A 17,583-nucleotide genomic window follows, 5' to 3' on the forward strand; every position below is an offset into this window, starting at 1 on the left:
GGGTGGCGTCTCCTTGGTGCGGGAGGGGATCAAGTGAGTGACAGCTCAACAAAAAACCTGACAAATCAGCAGGAAGCCGGATGTTGGGCCGAAGATCACAATTAGCAGAATTTGTGAGTCATCGATGAAAAACGGTCATCTGTTGTTTGTTATATTGGCGCCCGACCCGCTGGACAGGGTTGATAAATAACAAAACAATCAAGGTGATATGGAAATGAATAATAACTTTATCAAAGGCGGCGTGGCACTGGCCGTGCTTGCTGCACTGACTGGCTGTAATACCTCGAGCAATGACACCGTTGCACCCTGCACCGAAAATGTCTGCAAACTGACCATCCTGCACACCAACGATACCCACGGCCGTTTCTGGCACAACGCTGAAAATGAGTATGGTATGGCTGCCCAGAAGACTCTGGTCGAGCAGCTGCGTAGCGAGGCCAAGGCTGCTGGCAGCGAGGTGTTGGTGCTATCTGGTGGTGACGTGAATACCGGGGTGCCGGAGTCCGATCTGCAGGATGCCGAGCCTGACTTCATGGCGATGAACAACATTCGCTACGATGCCATGGCAGTGGGCAACCATGAATTCGACAACCCCCTCAGCGTACTGGAGAAGCAGCGCAAGTGGGCCCAGTTCCCCATGCTCTCGGCCAACATCTATGACAAGGCGAGTGGCAAACACTACTTTGACCCCTACAAGGTGTTCAAGCTGGAGAGCGGTCTCAAGGTCGCCGTACTGGGCCTGACCACCGAAGATACCGCCCAGCTGGTTGACCCCAACAACGTGCAGACTCTGGAGTTCCGCGATCCGACTACGGAAGCGGCCAAACTGGGCCAGCAGATCCGCAGCAACAAGGAGGCCAATCTGGTCTTCGCCATCACCCACATGGGCCATTACGAGAATGGTCAGCACGGCAGCAATGCGCCGGGCGATGTAGAGATGGCTCGTGCACTGCCGGCAGGGACTCTGGATGCCATCATTGGTGGCCACTCCCAGAATCCGGTCTGTATGGAACCGGGCACCACCAACAAGTACGCCAATTTCAAACCGGGTGATAACTGCCAACCGGACCAGCAAAACGGCACCTGGATCATGCAGGCTCACGAGTGGGGCAAGTATGTGGGCCGTGCCCAGTTTGAGTATCAGAATGGCAAGTTGACCCTGACCAGCTATGAGCTGATCCCGGTCAACCTGATCAAGCGCAACGCCAAGGGCGAGGCGATCGATGCCAACGGCGTCGTAACCAAGGACCCGACCAAGATGCAGTTCGTACAGGACGAGATCACCAAGGATCCCGAGCTGTATAACACCCTGCTGGGTTATCAGGAGAAAGGTCAGCAAGAGCTGAATGTCGTCATTGGCTCGGCAGATGGCTTGCTGGTTGGTGATCGCAACTCGGTTCGCAACAAGCAGACCAACCTGGGTCGCCTCATCACCACGGCGACCAGCAGCAAGCTGGGGGTCGACTTTGGTATCGTCAACTCAGGCGGCGTGCGTGACAGCATCCCGGCCGGTGATATCACTTACCGCAGCGTGCTGCTGGTGCACCCGTTTGGCAACACGGTCAACAAGGCTGTCATGAAGGGAAGCGAGCTGGCGACCTATCTGGGCCAGGTGGCAAGCAAAACCCGCAATACCGGTGGTTATGCCCAGTTTGGCGGTATCAACATGGCGGTGGATTGCCAGGCCAAGAGCGTCAATATCACCAGTATCGGTGGCAAGGCGTTTGATCCGGCAGCAACTTACAGCTTCGCGATCCCGAGCTTCAGCGCCTCCGGTGGTGACGGCTATCCGAAGATCGATACCATCAATGCCGGCTTGGTGGATGCAGCCGTGCTGAAAGAGTTCATCGAGATCAAGAAGACCATCAACGTTGCGGATTATCAGCCAGGCAATGAGGTGAGCTATCTGAACTCAACATCTGCCGAAGGGTGCAACTGATTCGTCAGCGGTGCGTTTAGCTCCAGATGTGATCCCCAAGGGCAGCCGGTGGCTGCCCTTTGTCGTTGTTTGGGTGGCGGTTACAACTCTTCAATCATCAATGACGATAGCAATCGCCTGTATGAGGTCAGGTGAGGGGATGAAATGAAAAGAGGCGGCCCGTTGGCCGCCTCTTGCGTAGTGACAATCTAAACCTTACAGCTGTTCGATACCAACTATATGCCAGGGGGCATTGTTTTTGGCCAGATCGCGCTCGAGGTGCCACACCTCTTTGATGTCTTCTTCGACCTGCTCCTGACGGTCCATGTAGCGGCCGCTGAAGCGCACGCTCACCTGAGCCCAGTCGCTGCCATAGTCAGCACGTACCAGCTGGGTATCGACGTACATCACTTCGGTATGCTGGTCGCCAGTCAGTTCGGCGCGCTCGGCTTTGAGCTGTTCAAACAGCTCGGGGCTGACGTATTCGCGCACTTTTTCCAGATCGTTCTTGTTCCACGCCTCTTGCAGGGTGCGATAGTGATCGCGGGCACCGGCCAGGAAGCTGTTCATGTCAAAGCCTGGCGGCAGGCGGAACGGGACGTCGCTGTCGGCAAAGCCGGTGGCTTGCGGTGCGCTGTGGCTCTGCTCGAACTGCTGCGGGGCTGCGCTCTGGGGCGGCTGATAACCGGCATAGGCCGTCTGTTGCGGCTGTGGCGCTCCCATCTTGCCCCGGCGCATGGCCCGGAACAGGAAGACGGCGCCCAGTGCCAGCAGGGCGATCAGCAGGAAGTCCATCCCTTGCAGACCTTCAAAGGCGCCGCTGCCCAGCAGGTAGGCAAACAGGCCACCGGCCAGCAGACCGCCCAGCAGACCACCCATCATGCCGCTCTTTTTCGGCGGGGTCTGGGCACCCAGGGTCGGGTTCTTGTTGTCGACCGGTTTGGCCGCAGGCTGTGCCGGCGCTGTCTTGTAACTTTTGCCAAAGGATTTGCCGCCACCAAACTTCTTGGCCTCGGCGTGCGGTGCCCCCAGGCCGATGGCCAGGATCATGGCAAACAGGGTCAGCATCTTTTTCATTTTGACTCTTTCACTCTCGTCTGTAGTTGGGGCATGCTCTGCTTAGGCAAGCTCAGCAAGGCGCATGGCAGGCTGCCTGTCCCTAAATGTGTCGCAGCTTGTGCCGATAAGTACCATGACAGGCATGAATTATTCATGAACGAATTACCACCTCGGGTGGGTCTCGATGTCAGGAGTGTGCAGCATGAAAAGCAGACGATTGAGCCGCAAAGAGCGCAAGATGCGCAGCAAAACCAGAAGCAGCAAGAGCGAACAGACCCTGGTCTGGCCCTTTATGATGGTATGAGCCGCCAGATAGGGCTCGCCGTAGTTGGCTTTCTTTTGTAAAATTCCCGTCCCCTTCCCGCTGCGGTTTTTATGTGTATGGCAGAGCAAGTGACGGCGAAAAAAGACGCCAAGACACAACAGCTGAAAGTTCCCCCCCACTCTTTTGAGGCCGAACAGTCCGTACTGGGCGGCCTGATGCTGGATAACGACGCCTGGGATCGGGTCGCCGAGCGGGTGATCGACAAGGATTTCTACAGCCGTCCGCACCGGTTGATCTTCCAGGCCATGACCCGCCTCTCCAACGCGGGCAACCCCATCGACCTCATCACCCTGCAGGAGGAGCTGGAGCGCTCCGAACAGCTGGAAGAGGCAGGTGGCTTCGCCTATCTGGTGGAGATCGCCAAGAACACCCCGAGCGCCGCCAACATCAACGCCTACGCCGAAATCGTGCGCGAGCGGGCGGTAGTGCGGGAGATGATCTCGGTCGCCAACGAGATCGTCGAAGCGGGTTACGAGCCGCAGGGCCGTACCTCCAACGATCTGCTCGATCTGGCCGAGAGCAAGGTATTCCAGATCGCCGAGCAGCGCACCAGCGCCAACGAAGGCCCTCAGCCGCTCAAGCTGATCCTCGAGCAGACCGTCGACAAGATTGAAGAGCTGTTCAAGACCCCGCACAACGGGGTGACCGGCGTCTCCTCGGGCTACAACGATCTGGACAAGATGACTGCCGGTTTGCAGCGTTCGGATCTGGTCATCGTCGCCGCCCGTCCCTCCATGGGCAAGACCACCTTTGCCATGAACCTCTGTGAGCATGCGGCCCTCACCGCCGACAAGCCGGTGCTTATCTTCTCGCTGGAGATGCCCTCCGAGCAGATCATCATGCGTATGCTCGCCTCGGTGGGGCGTATCGACCAGACCAAGGTGCGTACCGGTCAGCTCGACGACGAGGATTGGGCCCGTCTCTCCTCCACCATGGGATTGCTGCTGGAGAAGGGCAAGATGTATATCGATGACTCCTCCGGCCTGACCCCGACCGAAGTGCGCTCGCGCGCCCGGCGGGTGGCACGGGACAACGGCGGCATCAGCATGATCATGGTGGACTACCTGCAGCTGATGCGGGTACCCAGCCTCTCCGACAACCGGACTCTGGAGATCGGTGAAATCTCCCGCTCCCTCAAGGCGCTGGCCAAAGAGCTGCAGTGCCCGGTGGTGGCGCTCTCCCAGCTCAACCGAAGTCTGGAACAGCGGGCCGACAAGCGTCCGGTCAACTCTGACCTTCGTGAATCGGGCTCCATCGAGCAGGATGCGGACTTGATCATGTTTATCTATCGTGATGAGGTTTATCACGATGACAGCCCTGACAAGGGGATTGCCGAGATCATTATCGGCAAGCAGCGTAACGGCCCCATCGGCCGTGTGCGTCTCACCTTCCAGGGTCAGTTCTCGCGGTTCGACAACTATGCCGGCCCTGCGTTTGATGACGATTATTGATGTAAACCCAAGGTGATGGCGGTTTCGTCATTACCACGACTGCCCTGATCGATAGCCAGTCATTGGCTGCCGTTCTGGGCCTGTTTTCCCGGTTCGACAATTATGCCGGTCCGGCCTTCGACGACGATAAGTGAGTGGCGGTCTTCTGCCCGATGAGGGGGGGACCATTTGTGCCCTCGTAAGGGAAAACCATGAAAGCGGCTACTGCCCAAATCAACACTGCGGCCTTGCGCCACAACCTCGCCGTGGTCAAGCGCCACGCTCCCGCTTGCAAGATCATCGCTGTGGTCAAGGCCAACGCCTATGGCCACGGACTGCTGCCGGTCGCCCGCACCCTGGTGGATGCGGATGCCTATGCGGTGGCCCGTATCGAAGAGGCGCTGATGCTGCGCTCCTGTGCCGTGGTCAAACCCATTGTGCTGCTGGAGGGCTTCTTCTCCGCCGACGACCTGCCGGTGCTGGCGGCCAACAATCTGCAGACGGCGGTTCACACCTGGGAGCAGCTCGAAGCGCTGGAGCAGGCCGAGCTGCCAGCCCCCGTGGTGGCCTGGCTCAAGCTCGACACCGGCATGCACCGGCTCGGGGTGCGGGCCGATGAGATGCCCGCCTTTATCGAGCGCCTCGGCAAGTGCAAGAACGTGGTGCAGCCGTTCAACATCATGACTCACTTCAGCCGCTCCGATGAGCTGGAGCAGCCCACCACCCGCGAGCAGATCGACTTGTTCAGCAAGTTGACCGCGCCGCTCCTGGGCGAACGGGCCATGGCCAACTCGGCGGGCATTCTGGCCTGGCCGGACTCCCACTGTGACTGGGTGCGCCCTGGCGTCATCCTCTATGGCGTGTCGCCCTTCCCCAATACGGTGGCGGCCGATTACGACCTGCAGCCGGTGATGACCTTGAAGACCCAGCTGATTGCGGTGCGGGATCACAAGGCGGGCGAGCCGGTGGGTTACGGCGCCAACTGGGTGGCGGATCGCGATACCCGCCTTGGCGTAATTGCCATCGGCTATGGTGACGGCTATCCGCGCATGGCGCCCAACGGCACATCCGTACTGGTCAACGGCCGCATCGTGCCGCTGGTGGGGCGTGTCTCCATGGATATGAGCACGGTCGATCTGGGGCCTGGTGCTACCGACAAGCCCGGCGATGAGGCGGTACTGTGGGGCGAGGGGTTGCCGGTGGAGCGGGTGGCCGACGAGATTGGCACCATCCCCTACGAGCTCATCACCAAGCTCACCTCCCGCGTCTTTATGGAGTACGTCTGATGTGGCAGCAGTGCCTGCTGACTCTGAAGCCCCGTTCGCGGGGCTTTCATCTGGTGACCGACGAGCTGGTGGCCAAGCTGCCGATGCTGGCGGATTACCGGATTGGCATGGCGCACCTGCTGCTGCAACACACCTCCGCCTCGCTCACCCTCAACGAGAATTGCGATCCGAGCGTGCGCAGCGATATGGAGGCCCATCTGCACCGGTTGGCACCAGAGGATGCGCCCTACTATCGCCACACCTATGAGGGGCCGGATGACATGCCCGCCCATATCAAATCCTCCCTGCTCGGGGTGAGCCTGCAACTGCCGATCCGCGATGGTCAGCTGGCGCTCGGCACCTGGCAGGGGATCTGGCTTGGCGAGCATCGCGTCGATGGTGGTGCCCGCAAGGTGCTGGTGACCCTGCAGGGTGAGTAGTCAGCCTGCAACCAGCTGCAAGATGACGATAAAAAAGAGGGATGGCATTGAGCCATCCCTCTTTTGTTTTTACGCTTTCGCGAGCTATCCGCCTGCCAATGGTGCGGCGCTCTGCGTGGCTCAGCCGACCTTGAAGGGGGTCAGCTCGGCCAGCGGGGCGGCGTCCATAAAGGCTTGCGGCTCCTGACCGTGTTTGAAGATCTTGAAGTCCTGCTCGCGGGCGCTCCAGTACTCCAGACGCTCGCTGCCGTTTTCTCCGGTGATTTGCAGCAGACTCGCTTCGCGCAGGGCCACCACGTGCTCGCTCGGGTTGATGGCGCAGAACTCGGCCAGACGCTCGTCGCGGGTCTCGCCCATGTGGCCGCTGATGCTGGCGTCCAGATAGTGCGGGTTGATCTGCAGCGGGAACAGGCCCAGTGCGGGCAGTACGGCGGCGCTGCAAACCGGCATGTCGTTGGTGGTACGGATGCTCGGGGTCGCCACGTTGCAACCGGCGCTCCAGCCCACATAGGGGACACCCCGCTCGCGCACGGCTCGCTGGATTGGCACGATCAGGCCGTTTTCGTGCAGCATCTGGTTGAGGCGCCAGGTATTGCCGCCGCTGATAAAGATGGCGTCCGCCTGATTGATGGCATCAACCGGATCATCGAAGTGGTGGATGCTGATGGTCTCGATCCCGAGGCTCTCGGTAAGTTCGTTGGCACGGGCATCCCAGTCGCTGCGGATCACCGCATAGGGGATGAGCAGAATGCGCTTGACCTGTTTGCGAGCCAGCAGGCTTTGAACCCGGTCACGGGCCCAGCCGAGCAGACCCGGAAATTCGTTGGCTTTACCGTTGCTAAGCAGAAGCAGTTCCATCAAATCGTTCCTCAAAAAGTGAAAGCGGAGGAGGGGGGCCACCGGATCCGCCGTGCGGCCGGATGGCAAGAGCAGGCATGCTACCACCATTGGCGCGGCGGTTCTGTGATCGCGAGGCCCATTCAGCGGCTATGGATGAGTTATGGATGGATAACTCAATGCCAAGCGGTGGATTAATGAGCCGTGGTCAACTCGCCAGTCATCGCCAATAAAAGACCCCGCCGCAGCGGGGTCATGGCAGAGTTAGTCGAGTTTGAGATCGACCCATACCATGCGGTGATCCGAACTGACTCCCTTGGCGATGCCGAGTTTCGCATCATAGACCAGGTGATAACCGGCCTCGAAGCTGGCAGGCCAGAAGACGCCGCTCTTGACCGCGTTGAGGTTGGCGGAGGGGATGACGTGATCCAGCTGCAGCACGCTGGAGTTGGTGATGCGTTCCGGGTTGGGGCGAGTGAGGTTGCGTTTGCAGTCGGCCCCCTTGCTGACACACTCCGGGCCCCCTTCGCTGACCGGGATCAGGGTGCCATTGGTGATGGCCTGATTCATCAGCGGGTTGTTTAGCAGATCCTGAATGGCGGTCAGGTCACCGTCACCGGTGAGCGGATCGGCGTTGAGATCACCCGCGATAACGAACTTGGCGTTTTTGGCCAGCCCACCCTTGGTGCCCTTGTCATCGGTCATGTAGTTGAGACCCTTGACGTAATCATTCCAGAAGGCGATCTCGGCGCGGTTGTGCTTGACGGTGTGACGCGCCGCATTGGCAAAGATCGGCGGGGTCGGGTGGGAGATCAGGAAGTGGATCACCTCTTCCCCCTTCTCGGTCTTGATCCGTACCGGCACATCGGCGTGGTTCTTGGAGGAGAGCGGGTACTGCTGCCAGGCTGCGTCTGAATACCAGGCATCACCACACTGGCGGCTGGCCGGGATCTTGACCTTGGGATTGTTGCAGTCATCGATGATGGGGTTCTGCTCGCCCGGCATATCCTTCCACTTGAAGTTCTGGAAGGTGCGGATCTGCTTGGTGTCAATGGGATATTTGGACATCACCGCAAAGGCGTACTGGCCGTGATAGTTGCCAAAGCCCCAGGCATCGTCGGGGCCGCTGTTGACCTTGCCATCCAGATTGAGGTCATAACCGCTCATCAGGCCGGTGTTGGTGGCGAAGTGCTGCATCACCGGATAGCTGATGGCCGTCACCTCTGCGTGCTGGGCGTGAGCCAGATAGTTGTCGTTGAAGGCTTTCAGGTCGGCGGTGCTCTCGCCTTTGCCGTCGTTGTCGAACTCGTTGAGCAGGAACACATCCGGGCGGGTGCGCTGGATGATCTCCGCCACGTTGCGGATCTGCTGCACGTTCTTGGCTTTGGTTTCCGTGGCGCCGCTCAGGCTCCCTTCGGCGAGGCGGGCCAGCAGGGCATCCTGCTCGGTGCGGGTCAGTGCCAGCTCACCGGTCAGCATACCGGCGGCAGTGCGGTCAAAAGAGAGGTTGAAGGTGGCAAAACGAACCATGGGATCAGCTGCCTTTGAGTCGTTGTCGCTGTTGCAGCCTGCCAGCATCCCGAGAGAGATGGCGGCAGCCAGTAGGGTCTTGTTGATATTTTTCATTGTAATTGTTCCGTAGCATCAATGAGTTATGCCTTCTGTGAGGCGGCGCCATTATAAGTAGACGGCGATGCTGCGGGGATTTTGCCTGAGTAAAGTGTGAGGATATTCACACCATATAGCTGGCGATGATGAATGTTAGCAGGGCGATATGGGGTGTGAAAAACCGGTTTATACGCTGCAGTTTTCGTGATGAATAGCGCGCTTCCTGCCGTTACCGCACTCTGAATTTGTCACACTACCATAGGCAGGCCGCTCTCGGGGTGATGGATCACCTGTGCCGGATAATCATAGAGACGGGCGATCAGCTCAGGGGTCAGCACTTCGGCTGGTGTGCCATCGGCCATCAGTTTGCCCCGCTCCAGCATCACCAGCCGATCGGCATAGCGCGCCGCCAGATTGAGGTCGTGCAGCACCACCAGCACGGCGGTGTTGCGACTGGCCAGCGCCCGGGCCATAGCCAGCAGTTGGTGCTGATATTTCAGATCGAGGGCCGAGGTGGGTTCGTCGAGCAGCAGCAGGCGGGGTTGCTCGGCTTGCTCGGTCGGGGAGGGGGCCTGCCAGATCTGCGCCAGCACCCGGGCAAACTGCACCCGCTGCCGCTCGCCGCCGGAGAGCCCCGGATAGAGCCGCTTGGCCAGATGCTCGACCCCGGCATGGGTCATGGCCGCTGCCACAATCTCGTCACGCCGCGCCGCCGGTTCACTGTGGGGCAAGCGCCCCATGGCGACCACTTCCTCGCAGAGAAAGGGGAAGTTGAGAGAGGAGCTTTGCGGCAATACCCCGAGCCGGTGGGCCAACTGGCTGCTGTCCCACTGCTGGCGATCCGCGCCAAACAGGGTGATGGAACCCTCATATTCCAGCTCGCCGGTCAGGCACTTGAGCAGCGAGCTCTTGCCCGCCCCGTTGGGGCCGAGCAGCGCGGTGAGGGTGCCGCTCTCGAGACTAAGATCGAGCCCATCCAGGATCAGGCGCTGGCCACGGCGCAGGCTGAGTCGGGTGCAGCTCAACAGGGGGGAGGAGAGTGAGGATGAGAGTGGTTGCATAACAGTCCGTATCACAGGGCGCGGCGGCCTTTTACCAGCAGCCAGATGAAGAAGGGGGCGCCGAGCAGGGCGGTGATGATGCCCACCGGCAGCTCGGCCGGGGCCAGCAGGGTGCGTGCCAGCATGTCGGCCGCCAGCAGCAGGGCGGCGCCAAGCAGGGCCGAGAGCGGCAGCAACCTGACGTGGTTGGGGCCCGCCAGCAGGCGCACCAGATGGGGCACCACCAGCCCGACGAAGCCGATCATCCCCGATACCGCCACCGCCACCCCGACGCCCGCTGCGGTGAGCAGGATCAGGCGACGTTTGAGGGATTGCACATTGACCCCAAGATGACGGGCCTCTCCTTCACCCAGCAGCAGGGCATTGAGGGGATTGGCATCGCGCATAAAGAGCCACAGCAGGGCCGCCAGGGTGAGCAGGGCCAGCGCCACATCGGCCGGTTTGCCTGCCGCCAGCGTTCCCATCTGCCACAGGCTCAGGTTGCGCAGCATCTGATCGTCCGCCAGATAGGTGAGCAGGCCGATCACTGCACCGGAGAGCGCCGTGATGGCGACCCCGGCCAGCAGCATGACAGTGACCGAGGTGCCCCCCTCACGGGTGCCGAGCAGATAGACCAGGGTGGTGGTGAGCGCGCCGCCGAGAAAGGCGAGCAGCGGCAGCAGACCAACCCCGATGGTGGCTTGCAGCTGCTGGCCGAGGGGGGCCAGCAGCACGATGGCGAGCGCCGCCCCAAGCGCCGCACCGCCGGAGACACCTATGATGCCGGGGTCAGCCAGGGGGTTGCGAAACAGCCCCTGCATCACGGCGCCACAGAGCCCGAGAATCCCCCCTACTGCGATGCAGAGCAGGGTTCTCGGCAGGCGAATTTCCTGCACGATCAGCAGTTTGTGCGACTCTATCCCGCTCTCCTGCCCGGCAAACAGCGCCCGCAGACTCTCGCCCAGGGTGAGGGTCATGGGGCCGGTTGCCAGCGAACCGAGCAGCAACAGCGCCAGTGCGGCCGTGGTGAAGGCCAGCAGCCAGGAGAGGGGTAACCGCATCATGACCCCTGCTTGATCCACTGGGCGATCTGGTTCGCCTGTTGCAGGGAGTTGAGGCTCAGGCCCCCTTGCAGGGCGTGGCCGTCGATGGCGTGAATGGCGTTGCGCTTGCCAGCCGGGGTAGCGGCCAGGGCGGGCACTTCGGCCAGCACCTTGGCCGGATCGGCATACTGCTGCCAGTCACGACCGCTGACCAGCACCAGATCGGGCTGCATCTCGATGAGGGATTCGGCGGATACCGGCTTGTAGTTGCGCAACTCGGCGACCGGATTGATGCCGCCTGCCAGCGAGATCAGCGCGCTGGCGGTGGTGTCCCCCCCGGCGATGCTGGTGGGTTGCCCCTTGTGCAGCAGCAGGAAGGCGACCTTGAGCGGTTTGTTCTGTTTGGCTTGCGCCGCCAGCTGATCGGTCTGGGCCTGGATCTCTGCCTTCAGGCGATCGCCAGCGGCTTTGTCGCCCAGCAGGCTGGCGAGGGTGTCGATACGCTGGTTGAGGTTGGCGAGGGTCGGCGCGGTATCCAGCACTTCCACCTTGACCCCGGCACGACGCAGCTGATCCAGGGTCGGGGCCGGGCCCATCTCGTCGCTGCCCACCAGTCGGGTGGGGGAGAGGCTCAGGATCCCTTCGGCGGCCAGCGCCCGGTGATAGCCCACCTTGGGCAACCCTTTTGGCAAGGGGCTGCTGACATCGGTGGCGATCAGGCTCGATTCACCGCCAAGGGCCAGAATGAGTTCTGTGGTGGCCGGGCCGATACTGACGATACGCTCTTTCTGTCCGTCGGCGGCAACGGCAGAGAAGGGGGATAGTGAACTGCAGAGCAGGGTGATGGCGAGGGCAAGACGACGGCCCATGCTAACCTCCGAAGGGGTGAATGAAACGGGTGTGCCGCCGAGAATATCAAGGCTTTAGAAAAAATGCACTGATAATGATAGCAATTATCAATTGCATTGATTCCGGTGCTTTATTAGAGTAGCCGCCATGATAAACAGCGGGACGACCTGGTCCCGCAGAGGGAGAAAACATGAGCATTGCACAACGTATTCACGCGCTGCTGGAGCAGGATCCCGGCGCTCATCCGTCCACCCTGGCGGCCCAGCTTGCCATCAGCGAATGGGAGGTGGTTCGCCATCTGCCCGCCGAGCTGGTGACCCTGCTGTCCGCCGATCGCGCACAAGGTCTGCTGGAAGATCTGGCCGACTGGGGCCCGGTGACCACCATCGTCGAATCTGAAGGCTCCATCTTCGAGGTAAAAGCCCCCTTCCCGAAAGGCAAGGACGCACGCGGCTACTACAACCTGATGGGCCGCGACGGTGAGCTGCATGGTCACCTCAAGCTCGACAACGTGGCGGGGATTGCGCTGGTCAGCAAGCTGTTCATGGGCAAGGAGGGGCACTCCTTCCAGTTCTTCGGTCACTCCGGCCGCTGCATTTTCAAGGTCTATCTGGGTCGCGACGAGAAACGCCAGCTGCTGGCCGATCAGGTTACCCGTTTCATGGCGCTGCGCCACAACTCTCAAGAGGAAGTCAAAGCATGAGTGAACGTCAGGAGCGTCTGCAGAACCGCCTGCAACCAGAGATCCGCGAGTTTCGCGACAGCTGCCGTACCCTGCAGCTCGCCACCGTCGATGGCGAAGGCAATCCCAACGCCAGCTATGCCCCGTTTGTGCTGCAGGAAGATGGCTACTATGTGCTGATCTCCGAGATCGCTCGCCACGCCCGCAACCTGCAACAGGTGCCGCGAGTATCCCTGATGCTGATCGAGGATGAGAGCGGTGCCCGCGAGCTGTTTGCCCGCAAGCGCTTGACCTTCGATGCGGTAGCCGAAGTGGTGGCCCGTGACGACGCTCGCTGGAGCAAGGCGGTCGCAGCACTGGAGGGGCGTTTTGGCGAGATCATCAAGGGTCTCTCCAACCTCAAGGATTTCAAACTGTTCCGCCTCAAGCCGGAGCAGGGGCTGTTCGTCAAGGGCTTCGGCCAGGCGTTCGCGGTCTCCGGTGACGAGCTGGTGGATTTCGTCCATCTGGTGGAAGGGCACAAGCGCATCGACAACGGTGCCGAGCTCACCAGCCCGGCCGATGCGCCGGTCTGATAATCCCTGTCGACCACGACAGCCGTTATAACAAAACGGGCAGCCACTGGGCTGCCCGTTTTTATTGCGTTATCTTATCCGCCAGTTCAATCCTGCCAGCTGGCCTTGTTGGGAAAAGCGCGACGATCGGCGTCGGTGGCCGTTTCGTTGCACTCCCCCCGCACCTTCCAGGAGGTCTGGCTCAGCACTATGTAGCCTTGGCGGCAATACTGCTTGGTCGCCAGGGTCTCGGTCAGCAGGTTCTCCTGCAACGCCTCCCGCTGCTCCAGCAGGCGCTGGCTCTGGGCCGCCGAGAGGCCGCGCGGCAAGGTGTCGTTGGGGGCTGCTTCAAAGGTGAACCGCTTGCTCCCCTCCTCGTTGATGTGGGTCAGAAACAGAGGTTCCGGCCCGTCATACTTCTGTCCGGGCAAGCTGGAGCAGGCCGACAGCAGGGGAACAATCAACAACAGGGTGGCAGACAACAGGCGCACGACAGACTCCAGTGAGAAACGAGGCGAGGCTCGCAGATTAGCATGGCTGCAGGGCGGGTGTTACTGCCAGCAGCTCGTCGGTGGTGAGCAGGGTCACACTGCGCCCCTCCGGCAGGCTGAGGTGGCGCCACATCCAGTGATGGTGCTCGGTGATCTGGGCTGCGCTCAGGTGGGGGCGATCGGCGGTGGTGTGACCATCGCTTAATACCAGCACCTCGTACCCATGGGAGGCGGCACTGCGCACCGTGGTGTCGACGCAAAAATCGGTGGCGCAGCCACAGAGGATCAGTCGATCGACCGGCTGCTCGGCCAGCAGGAAGGCAAGCTCGGTATCGAGAAAGCTGTCACAGGCCGTTTTGCGCACCCGGCTCTCTCCCTTGGCCGGTTGCAGCGCACTGTGCAACTGCCAACCCGGGGTGCCCGGTTCCAGTTCGGTACCGGGGGGCGAGTCATGCTGGATATAGATGACCCGTCCCTGTTGCTGCCTGACATGGGCCGCAGCCCGATTGATATTGGCCAGCACCTGCTCCTGGCGGTAACGGGGCTCGTTGAACAAGCCTTGCTGCACATCGATGATCAGTAACACATCCATATTTTACCCGCCGTTTCCTGGAAGATTAGGGTTGCAGCCACTGGCTGCAGTCACGACTGCGGGATTGATGCAGCGCGCCCATATCTTGCTTCATCTCGTCACTGTTTTGCCAGCGCTTAGGCAGCGGCATGATGGTTACCTGCACATCGGCTGCGGGATCTGCAACAGAGGTCTCATCTGTACGGGGGACGACCAGCGCTACCTTGAGGGCCGGATTGCGGCTGGCGATGCGACTGGCGAGCCCAAGCCCCCCCTCGACGTGGAAATTGCCGGCGATATGCATGATCTGCTGGCCCGGGTGCTTGGCGAGATAATCCACCATGCTCTCGGCCATGGTGTCATCCCAGCTGGTCTGGGCTGCGAAGCGGCGGGCGTTGCTGTCGGCATCGCCGTGGTGCATGGAGGCCATAAATTTCTGGCGATAGGGGTCATCCCCCAGCGTCAGCTGGCGGGCCAGCTGGCTGCGACGTGTGGCTGGCAGTTTGTCGAGCCACTCAGCCCCCTCCTGACCGACACAGCTCACCAGCGGCTTGGGGGCGTTGGCGGCGATCACCGGCATCCGGTGAGCCTTGGCAAACTCTACCAGCGGGCGGTAGTCGCTCGGATAGTTGGGCCAGGCGTTGCCTTCGCGGATCAAGGCCGCTTCACCAATCTGATTCGCCAGATAGGCATCCAGCGTCTTCTGAGCGGCGCGGCTGAACTGCTCCATGGAGAGGGCCAATGGCCGACCGTGCTGCTGACCTGCGGTGTAGAGCCCGCTCAGCAGGCGCGATTGCAACAGATGCACGGCAGGATGGCTGTGCAGCTCGCCCACCAGAATGATGTCGGCGTCGGCAATGCGCGCGATTGCTTGCTCCAGCGTCAGGTCTGCATCTCCCTCGCTACTTAGCCGGTAGTCATAGAGCGTCTGCAACTGTGATGACACGTTTGGCTGGGTTGGGGTGGCACAGGCTGCCAGTAGCAGCGGCAGGGCGAGCAGGGGAAGTCGTCTAATCATGGGATCTCACGGCTGATATGCCCGGATGCCGGTGCATCTCGGGGGCTAATAGAGAATAAGGGCAACACAGGGCGACAGTGTAAAACCAATTTGGTTCAAAACAAATGAGAATGATTTCGTTTCTTGTTGATCTTTGTCGAGAGCCGGGTAATATGCGGCCTGTTTGATAACAGTTCTCAATAAGGATTCGCTGTGACCCATCATAACGCACTCTCTCTGGTTGCCCTCGCCGTGGCGGCCGGTCTCTCCTCCCAGGTCTTTGCTGCCACCCAGAAGGCGGATGAAGTCGTGGTCGTCAGCGGCTCACGGATGGAGCAAAAACTGGAAGATGTCTCCGGCCCCATCTCGGTGATCACCGCCAAGCAGATTGAAGAGCAGGTCGTCACCAACGTCGCCGACCTGTTCCGCTACGAACCCGGTGTGACCGTGCTCGGCGGTCAGGGGGATGCGCAGACCTTCATCATCCGCGGCATGGGTGAAAACCGGGTCAAAGTGGTGCGCGACGGTGTGCGCCAGAACGATGCTTACAGCAAGGGCGGTGTTGGCCAGAGCTACTTCGATACCGACATGATCAAGCAGGTAGAAGTGGCCAAGGGGCCGGCGTCTGCCGCCTACGGCTCCGATGCGCTGGGTGGCGTGATTGCCATCACCACCAAGGATGCCAGCGACTTCCTCAAGGGCAAGGATAGTTATCTGGATGTGACCAGCGGTTACGCCTCCAGCAGCCACCAGAAGATGGCGGGCTTTACCGGCGCCTTGCGCACTGGTGAAGTGGAGAACCTGCTGCGCTACACCTGGCGCGATGGCGGTGTGACCCAGAATTTCGACTCCACCAAAAACGACTTCGATATCGGTACCCACGCCCTGCTGCTCAAGAGCAAGTGGAACCTCTCCGATGAGCAGTTCCTCAAGCTGACCGTTGACTACCTGACCGATGGCGAGGAGCCGGATGCGGTCAAGCTCAACAAGGTCGGTACCGGTACTGCCCGTGTCTTTGATCAGCCCATCACCGACAAGCAGACCGACAACCTCTCTTTGGTGCTGGATCACGGCATCGCGCTGAATCAAGGCTGGGCTGATCGGATGGATAGCAAGGTCTACTTCGCCCGCACCAAGCAGACGCTGGATCAGTACGCCTCATCCAAGTATCCGGTCAGCCCCGGCAACCCCTATGTGACCAAAAACTCGCTGGATCACAACGTGTTCGATCAGAAGAACATCGGCGCCCAGCTGCAGTTCCACAAGGTGGTCGCCAACCACCGCCTGGCCTGGGGGGCTGAATACGAGCACACCGACAACGAACGTACCCGTTACAAGGGGCCGACGACTCCCGGTGATTTTGTCGGCTACAACGAGCTGAGTTTCCCGGCTACCACCAGCGAGCGCAGTGCCCTGTGGGCCTTTGACGAGATCAAGTTTGGCGAGCGCTGGGTGCTGACCCCGGGTGCCCGTTATGACTACTACCGGATGACCCCGGACAACGATCCGGCCTACACCGGCGACAAGCTGCACAAGTTCTCCGAAGGGGAGTTGTCACCCAAGCTGGGTCTGGTGTTCAAGGCCCACGAGGCGGCCAACCTGTTCGCCCAGTACAGCCACGGTTTCAAGGCCCCCATGTATGACAGCGCCTTCTCCACCCTGAACCATCAGGCTTACGGCTATCGCATCGAGCCCAACCCGAACCTCAATCCGGAGAGCAGCGACGGCATCGATCTTGGTGTACGTGGCAGCAGCAACGGCTTCAGCTATGAAGTAGCCAGCTTCTACAACAAGTTCGAAGACTTCATCGAGATGGTGGAAGTGGGCAAAGAGGGGCGCACCGCCGTCTACCAGTACCAGAACCTGAGCAAGGCGACCACCAAAGGGGTCGAAGCCAAGGCGGATTACTGGCTCAACGACATCGTCAATGTCTGGGGCAACCTCGCCTACATCGAAGGCAAGGATGGGGATGGCAACTACATCAACAGCTTGAGCCCGCTCAACGGCTCGGTCGGTGTGCGTCTGGAACAGTCCCAGTGGAACTTCAATACCGCGCTGCGCTTTGCTGACGACATGGACAAAGTCCGTAAAGACAGCAAAGGCAACGATTACGTGAAGAGCGCCGGTTGGGGTGTGGTGGATATGTACGCCCAGTTCAACCCGATGACCGACCTGCAGCTCAACGTCGGGGTCTTCAACCTGTTTGACAAGGAGTACACCAGCTACGAGCGCATCGCCGGTCGTGCCGAGGGCTCCGATAACAGCATGATGACCGAACCGGGCCGCAACCTGAGTGCACGGGTCAAATACGTATTCTAAAAAGACAACACACGCAGTGATCTCGGGCTGTTGCCCGCACCGGATCCCCGCCCTGACAGGCGGGGATTTTTTATACATGTAGCCAGGTGTGAGGTGACCCGCTCACACCATGTTATTCATTGGCTTCGCCTTTTTCTTTGTGTTGGCGAGATATT

At 60.5% G+C, this 17,583-nt stretch carries 16 protein-coding genes; 7 read left to right on the plus strand and 9 right to left on the minus strand.

Going from position 1 to position 17,583, the window contains the following annotated elements; translation table 11 throughout:
• The first annotated feature begins 214 nt into the window (after window positions 1-214).
• Window positions 215-1,939: a bifunctional UDP-sugar hydrolase/5'-nucleotidase UshA gene (ushA, locus tag G5137_RS11060; RefSeq protein ID WP_421255368.1), complete on the plus strand. Its 1,725-nt coding sequence runs from the start codon at window positions 215-217 to the stop codon at window positions 1,937-1,939.
• Between the two features lie 195 nt (window positions 1,940-2,134).
• Here the strand turns inward: ushA and G5137_RS11065 are convergent, their stop codons facing one another.
• Window positions 2,135-2,995 carry a Tim44 domain-containing protein gene (locus tag G5137_RS11065; RefSeq protein WP_421255369.1) on the minus strand — a complete coding sequence of 287 codons (861 nt, stop codon included), beginning with the start codon at window positions 2,993-2,995 and terminating at the stop codon, window positions 2,135-2,137.
• Between the two features lie 363 nt (window positions 2,996-3,358).
• Between G5137_RS11065 and dnaB the strand changes: the two genes are divergently transcribed.
• From dnaB to G5137_RS11080, 3 genes are all read left to right on the plus strand, one after another.
• Window positions 3,359-4,753 carry a replicative DNA helicase gene (dnaB, locus tag G5137_RS11070; protein ID WP_041210543.1) on the plus strand — a complete coding sequence of 465 codons (1,395 nt, stop codon included), beginning with the start codon at window positions 3,359-3,361 and terminating at the stop codon, window positions 4,751-4,753.
• Between the two features lie 191 nt (window positions 4,754-4,944).
• Window positions 4,945-6,018 (plus strand): alanine racemase, encoded by a 1,074-nt coding sequence (gene alr / locus G5137_RS11075; protein WP_185228398.1) that lies wholly within the window; start codon window positions 4,945-4,947, stop codon window positions 6,016-6,018.
• Window positions 6,018-6,437, plus strand: coding sequence for a secondary thiamine-phosphate synthase enzyme YjbQ (locus G5137_RS11080; protein WP_058058222.1), 420 nt, complete (start codon window positions 6,018-6,020; stop codon window positions 6,435-6,437). Before alr ends, G5137_RS11080 begins: the two co-directional genes overlap by 1 nt.
• Window positions 6,438-6,557: 120 nt before the next feature.
• Here the strand turns inward: G5137_RS11080 and pepE are convergent, their stop codons facing one another.
• The 5 genes from pepE to G5137_RS11105 all read right to left on the minus strand — a co-directional run bounded on the left by pepE (window position 6,558) and on the right by G5137_RS11105 (window position 11,834).
• Window positions 6,558-7,295, minus strand: coding sequence for a dipeptidase PepE (pepE, locus tag G5137_RS11085; protein ID WP_421255370.1), 738 nt, complete (start codon window positions 7,293-7,295; stop codon window positions 6,558-6,560).
• Between the two features lie 243 nt (window positions 7,296-7,538).
• Entirely contained in the window at window positions 7,539-8,900 is a 1,362-nt protein-coding gene (locus tag G5137_RS11090; RefSeq protein WP_421236342.1) for an endonuclease/exonuclease/phosphatase family protein, read from the minus strand.
• Window positions 8,901-9,130: 230 nt separating this feature from the next.
• Window positions 9,131-9,943 (minus strand): heme ABC transporter ATP-binding protein, encoded by an 813-nt coding sequence (locus G5137_RS11095; RefSeq protein WP_268012483.1) that lies wholly within the window; start codon window positions 9,941-9,943, stop codon window positions 9,131-9,133.
• 11 nt (window positions 9,944-9,954) lie between these two features.
• Entirely contained in the window at window positions 9,955-10,986 is a 1,032-nt protein-coding gene (locus G5137_RS11100; RefSeq protein WP_005335261.1) for a FecCD family ABC transporter permease, read from the minus strand.
• Window positions 10,983-11,834 (minus strand): heme/hemin ABC transporter substrate-binding protein, encoded by an 852-nt coding sequence (locus tag G5137_RS11105; RefSeq protein ID WP_040066746.1) that lies wholly within the window; start codon window positions 11,832-11,834, stop codon window positions 10,983-10,985. Before G5137_RS11105 ends, G5137_RS11100 begins: the two co-directional genes overlap by 4 nt.
• Before the next feature lie 170 nt (window positions 11,835-12,004).
• Here G5137_RS11105 and hutX point away from each other — a divergent pair, with 170 nt between their 5' ends.
• Window positions 12,005-12,517 (plus strand): heme utilization cystosolic carrier protein HutX, encoded by a 513-nt coding sequence (gene hutX / locus G5137_RS11110; protein WP_040066748.1) that lies wholly within the window; start codon window positions 12,005-12,007, stop codon window positions 12,515-12,517.
• Window positions 12,514-13,071: a heme utilization protein HutZ gene (hutZ, locus tag G5137_RS11115; protein WP_005335257.1), complete on the plus strand. Its 558-nt coding sequence runs from the start codon at window positions 12,514-12,516 to the stop codon at window positions 13,069-13,071. Before hutX ends, hutZ begins: the two co-directional genes overlap by 4 nt.
• A gap of 86 nt (window positions 13,072-13,157) precedes the next feature.
• On the opposite strand, the gene G5137_RS11120 is transcribed toward hutZ, so the two are convergent.
• From G5137_RS11120 to G5137_RS11130, 3 genes are read right to left on the minus strand one after another with little or no spacing between them, the layout of a single operon-like run.
• Complete coding sequence (locus G5137_RS11120; protein WP_005335256.1) at window positions 13,158-13,541, minus strand: hypothetical protein; 384 nt, start codon at window positions 13,539-13,541, stop codon at window positions 13,158-13,160.
• Between the two features lie 37 nt (window positions 13,542-13,578).
• Window positions 13,579-14,133 carry a cysteine hydrolase family protein gene (locus G5137_RS11125; protein WP_005348211.1) on the minus strand — a complete coding sequence of 185 codons (555 nt, stop codon included), beginning with the start codon at window positions 14,131-14,133 and terminating at the stop codon, window positions 13,579-13,581.
• Between the two features lie 25 nt (window positions 14,134-14,158).
• The gene (locus tag G5137_RS11130; RefSeq protein WP_421255371.1) at window positions 14,159-15,130 is read right to left on the minus strand and encodes a ChaN family lipoprotein; all 972 of its coding nucleotides are present in this window, start codon (window positions 15,128-15,130) and stop codon (window positions 14,159-14,161) included.
• 192 nt (window positions 15,131-15,322) lie between these two features.
• Between G5137_RS11130 and G5137_RS11135 the strand changes: the two genes are divergently transcribed.
• Window positions 15,323-17,428, plus strand: a complete 2,106-nt coding sequence (locus G5137_RS11135) for a TonB-dependent hemoglobin/transferrin/lactoferrin family receptor (protein ID WP_421255372.1) — start codon at window positions 15,323-15,325, stop codon at window positions 17,426-17,428.
• Window positions 17,429-17,583: the final 155 nt, after the last annotated feature.

It is taken from the genome of Aeromonas sp. 600282 (genome assembly GCF_049175755.1).
GTDB lineage: Bacteria > Pseudomonadota > Gammaproteobacteria > Enterobacterales > Aeromonadaceae > Aeromonas > Aeromonas veronii_A.

Coding starts and splice junctions, on each gene's coding strand:
- ushA (WP_421255368.1), top strand. CDS start 215: ATGAATAATAACTTTATCAAAGGCGGCGTGGCACTGGCCGTGCTTGCT.
- G5137_RS11065 (WP_421255369.1), bottom strand. CDS start 2,995: ATGAAAAAGATGCTGACCCTGTTTGCCATGATCCTGGCCATCGGCCTG.
- dnaB (WP_041210543.1), top strand. CDS start 3,359: ATGGCAGAGCAAGTGACGGCGAAAAAAGACGCCAAGACACAACAGCTG.
- alr (WP_185228398.1), top strand. CDS start 4,945: ATGAAAGCGGCTACTGCCCAAATCAACACTGCGGCCTTGCGCCACAAC.
- G5137_RS11080 (WP_058058222.1), top strand. CDS start 6,018: ATGTGGCAGCAGTGCCTGCTGACTCTGAAGCCCCGTTCGCGGGGCTTT.
- pepE (WP_421255370.1), bottom strand. CDS start 7,295: ATGGAACTGCTTCTGCTTAGCAACGGTAAAGCCAACGAATTTCCGGGT.
- G5137_RS11090 (WP_421236342.1), bottom strand. CDS start 8,900: ATGAAAAATATCAACAAGACCCTACTGGCTGCCGCCATCTCTCTCGGG.
- G5137_RS11095 (WP_268012483.1), bottom strand. CDS start 9,943: ATGCAACCACTCTCATCCTCACTCTCCTCCCCCCTGTTGAGCTGCACC.
- G5137_RS11100 (WP_005335261.1), bottom strand. CDS start 10,986: ATGATGCGGTTACCCCTCTCCTGGCTGCTGGCCTTCACCACGGCCGCA.
- G5137_RS11105 (WP_040066746.1), bottom strand. CDS start 11,834: ATGGGCCGTCGTCTTGCCCTCGCCATCACCCTGCTCTGCAGTTCACTA.
- hutX (WP_040066748.1), top strand. CDS start 12,005: ATGAGCATTGCACAACGTATTCACGCGCTGCTGGAGCAGGATCCCGGC.
- hutZ (WP_005335257.1), top strand. CDS start 12,514: ATGAGTGAACGTCAGGAGCGTCTGCAGAACCGCCTGCAACCAGAGATC.
- G5137_RS11125 (WP_005348211.1), bottom strand. CDS start 14,133: ATGGATGTGTTACTGATCATCGATGTGCAGCAAGGCTTGTTCAACGAG.
- G5137_RS11130 (WP_421255371.1), bottom strand. CDS start 15,130: ATGATTAGACGACTTCCCCTGCTCGCCCTGCCGCTGCTACTGGCAGCC.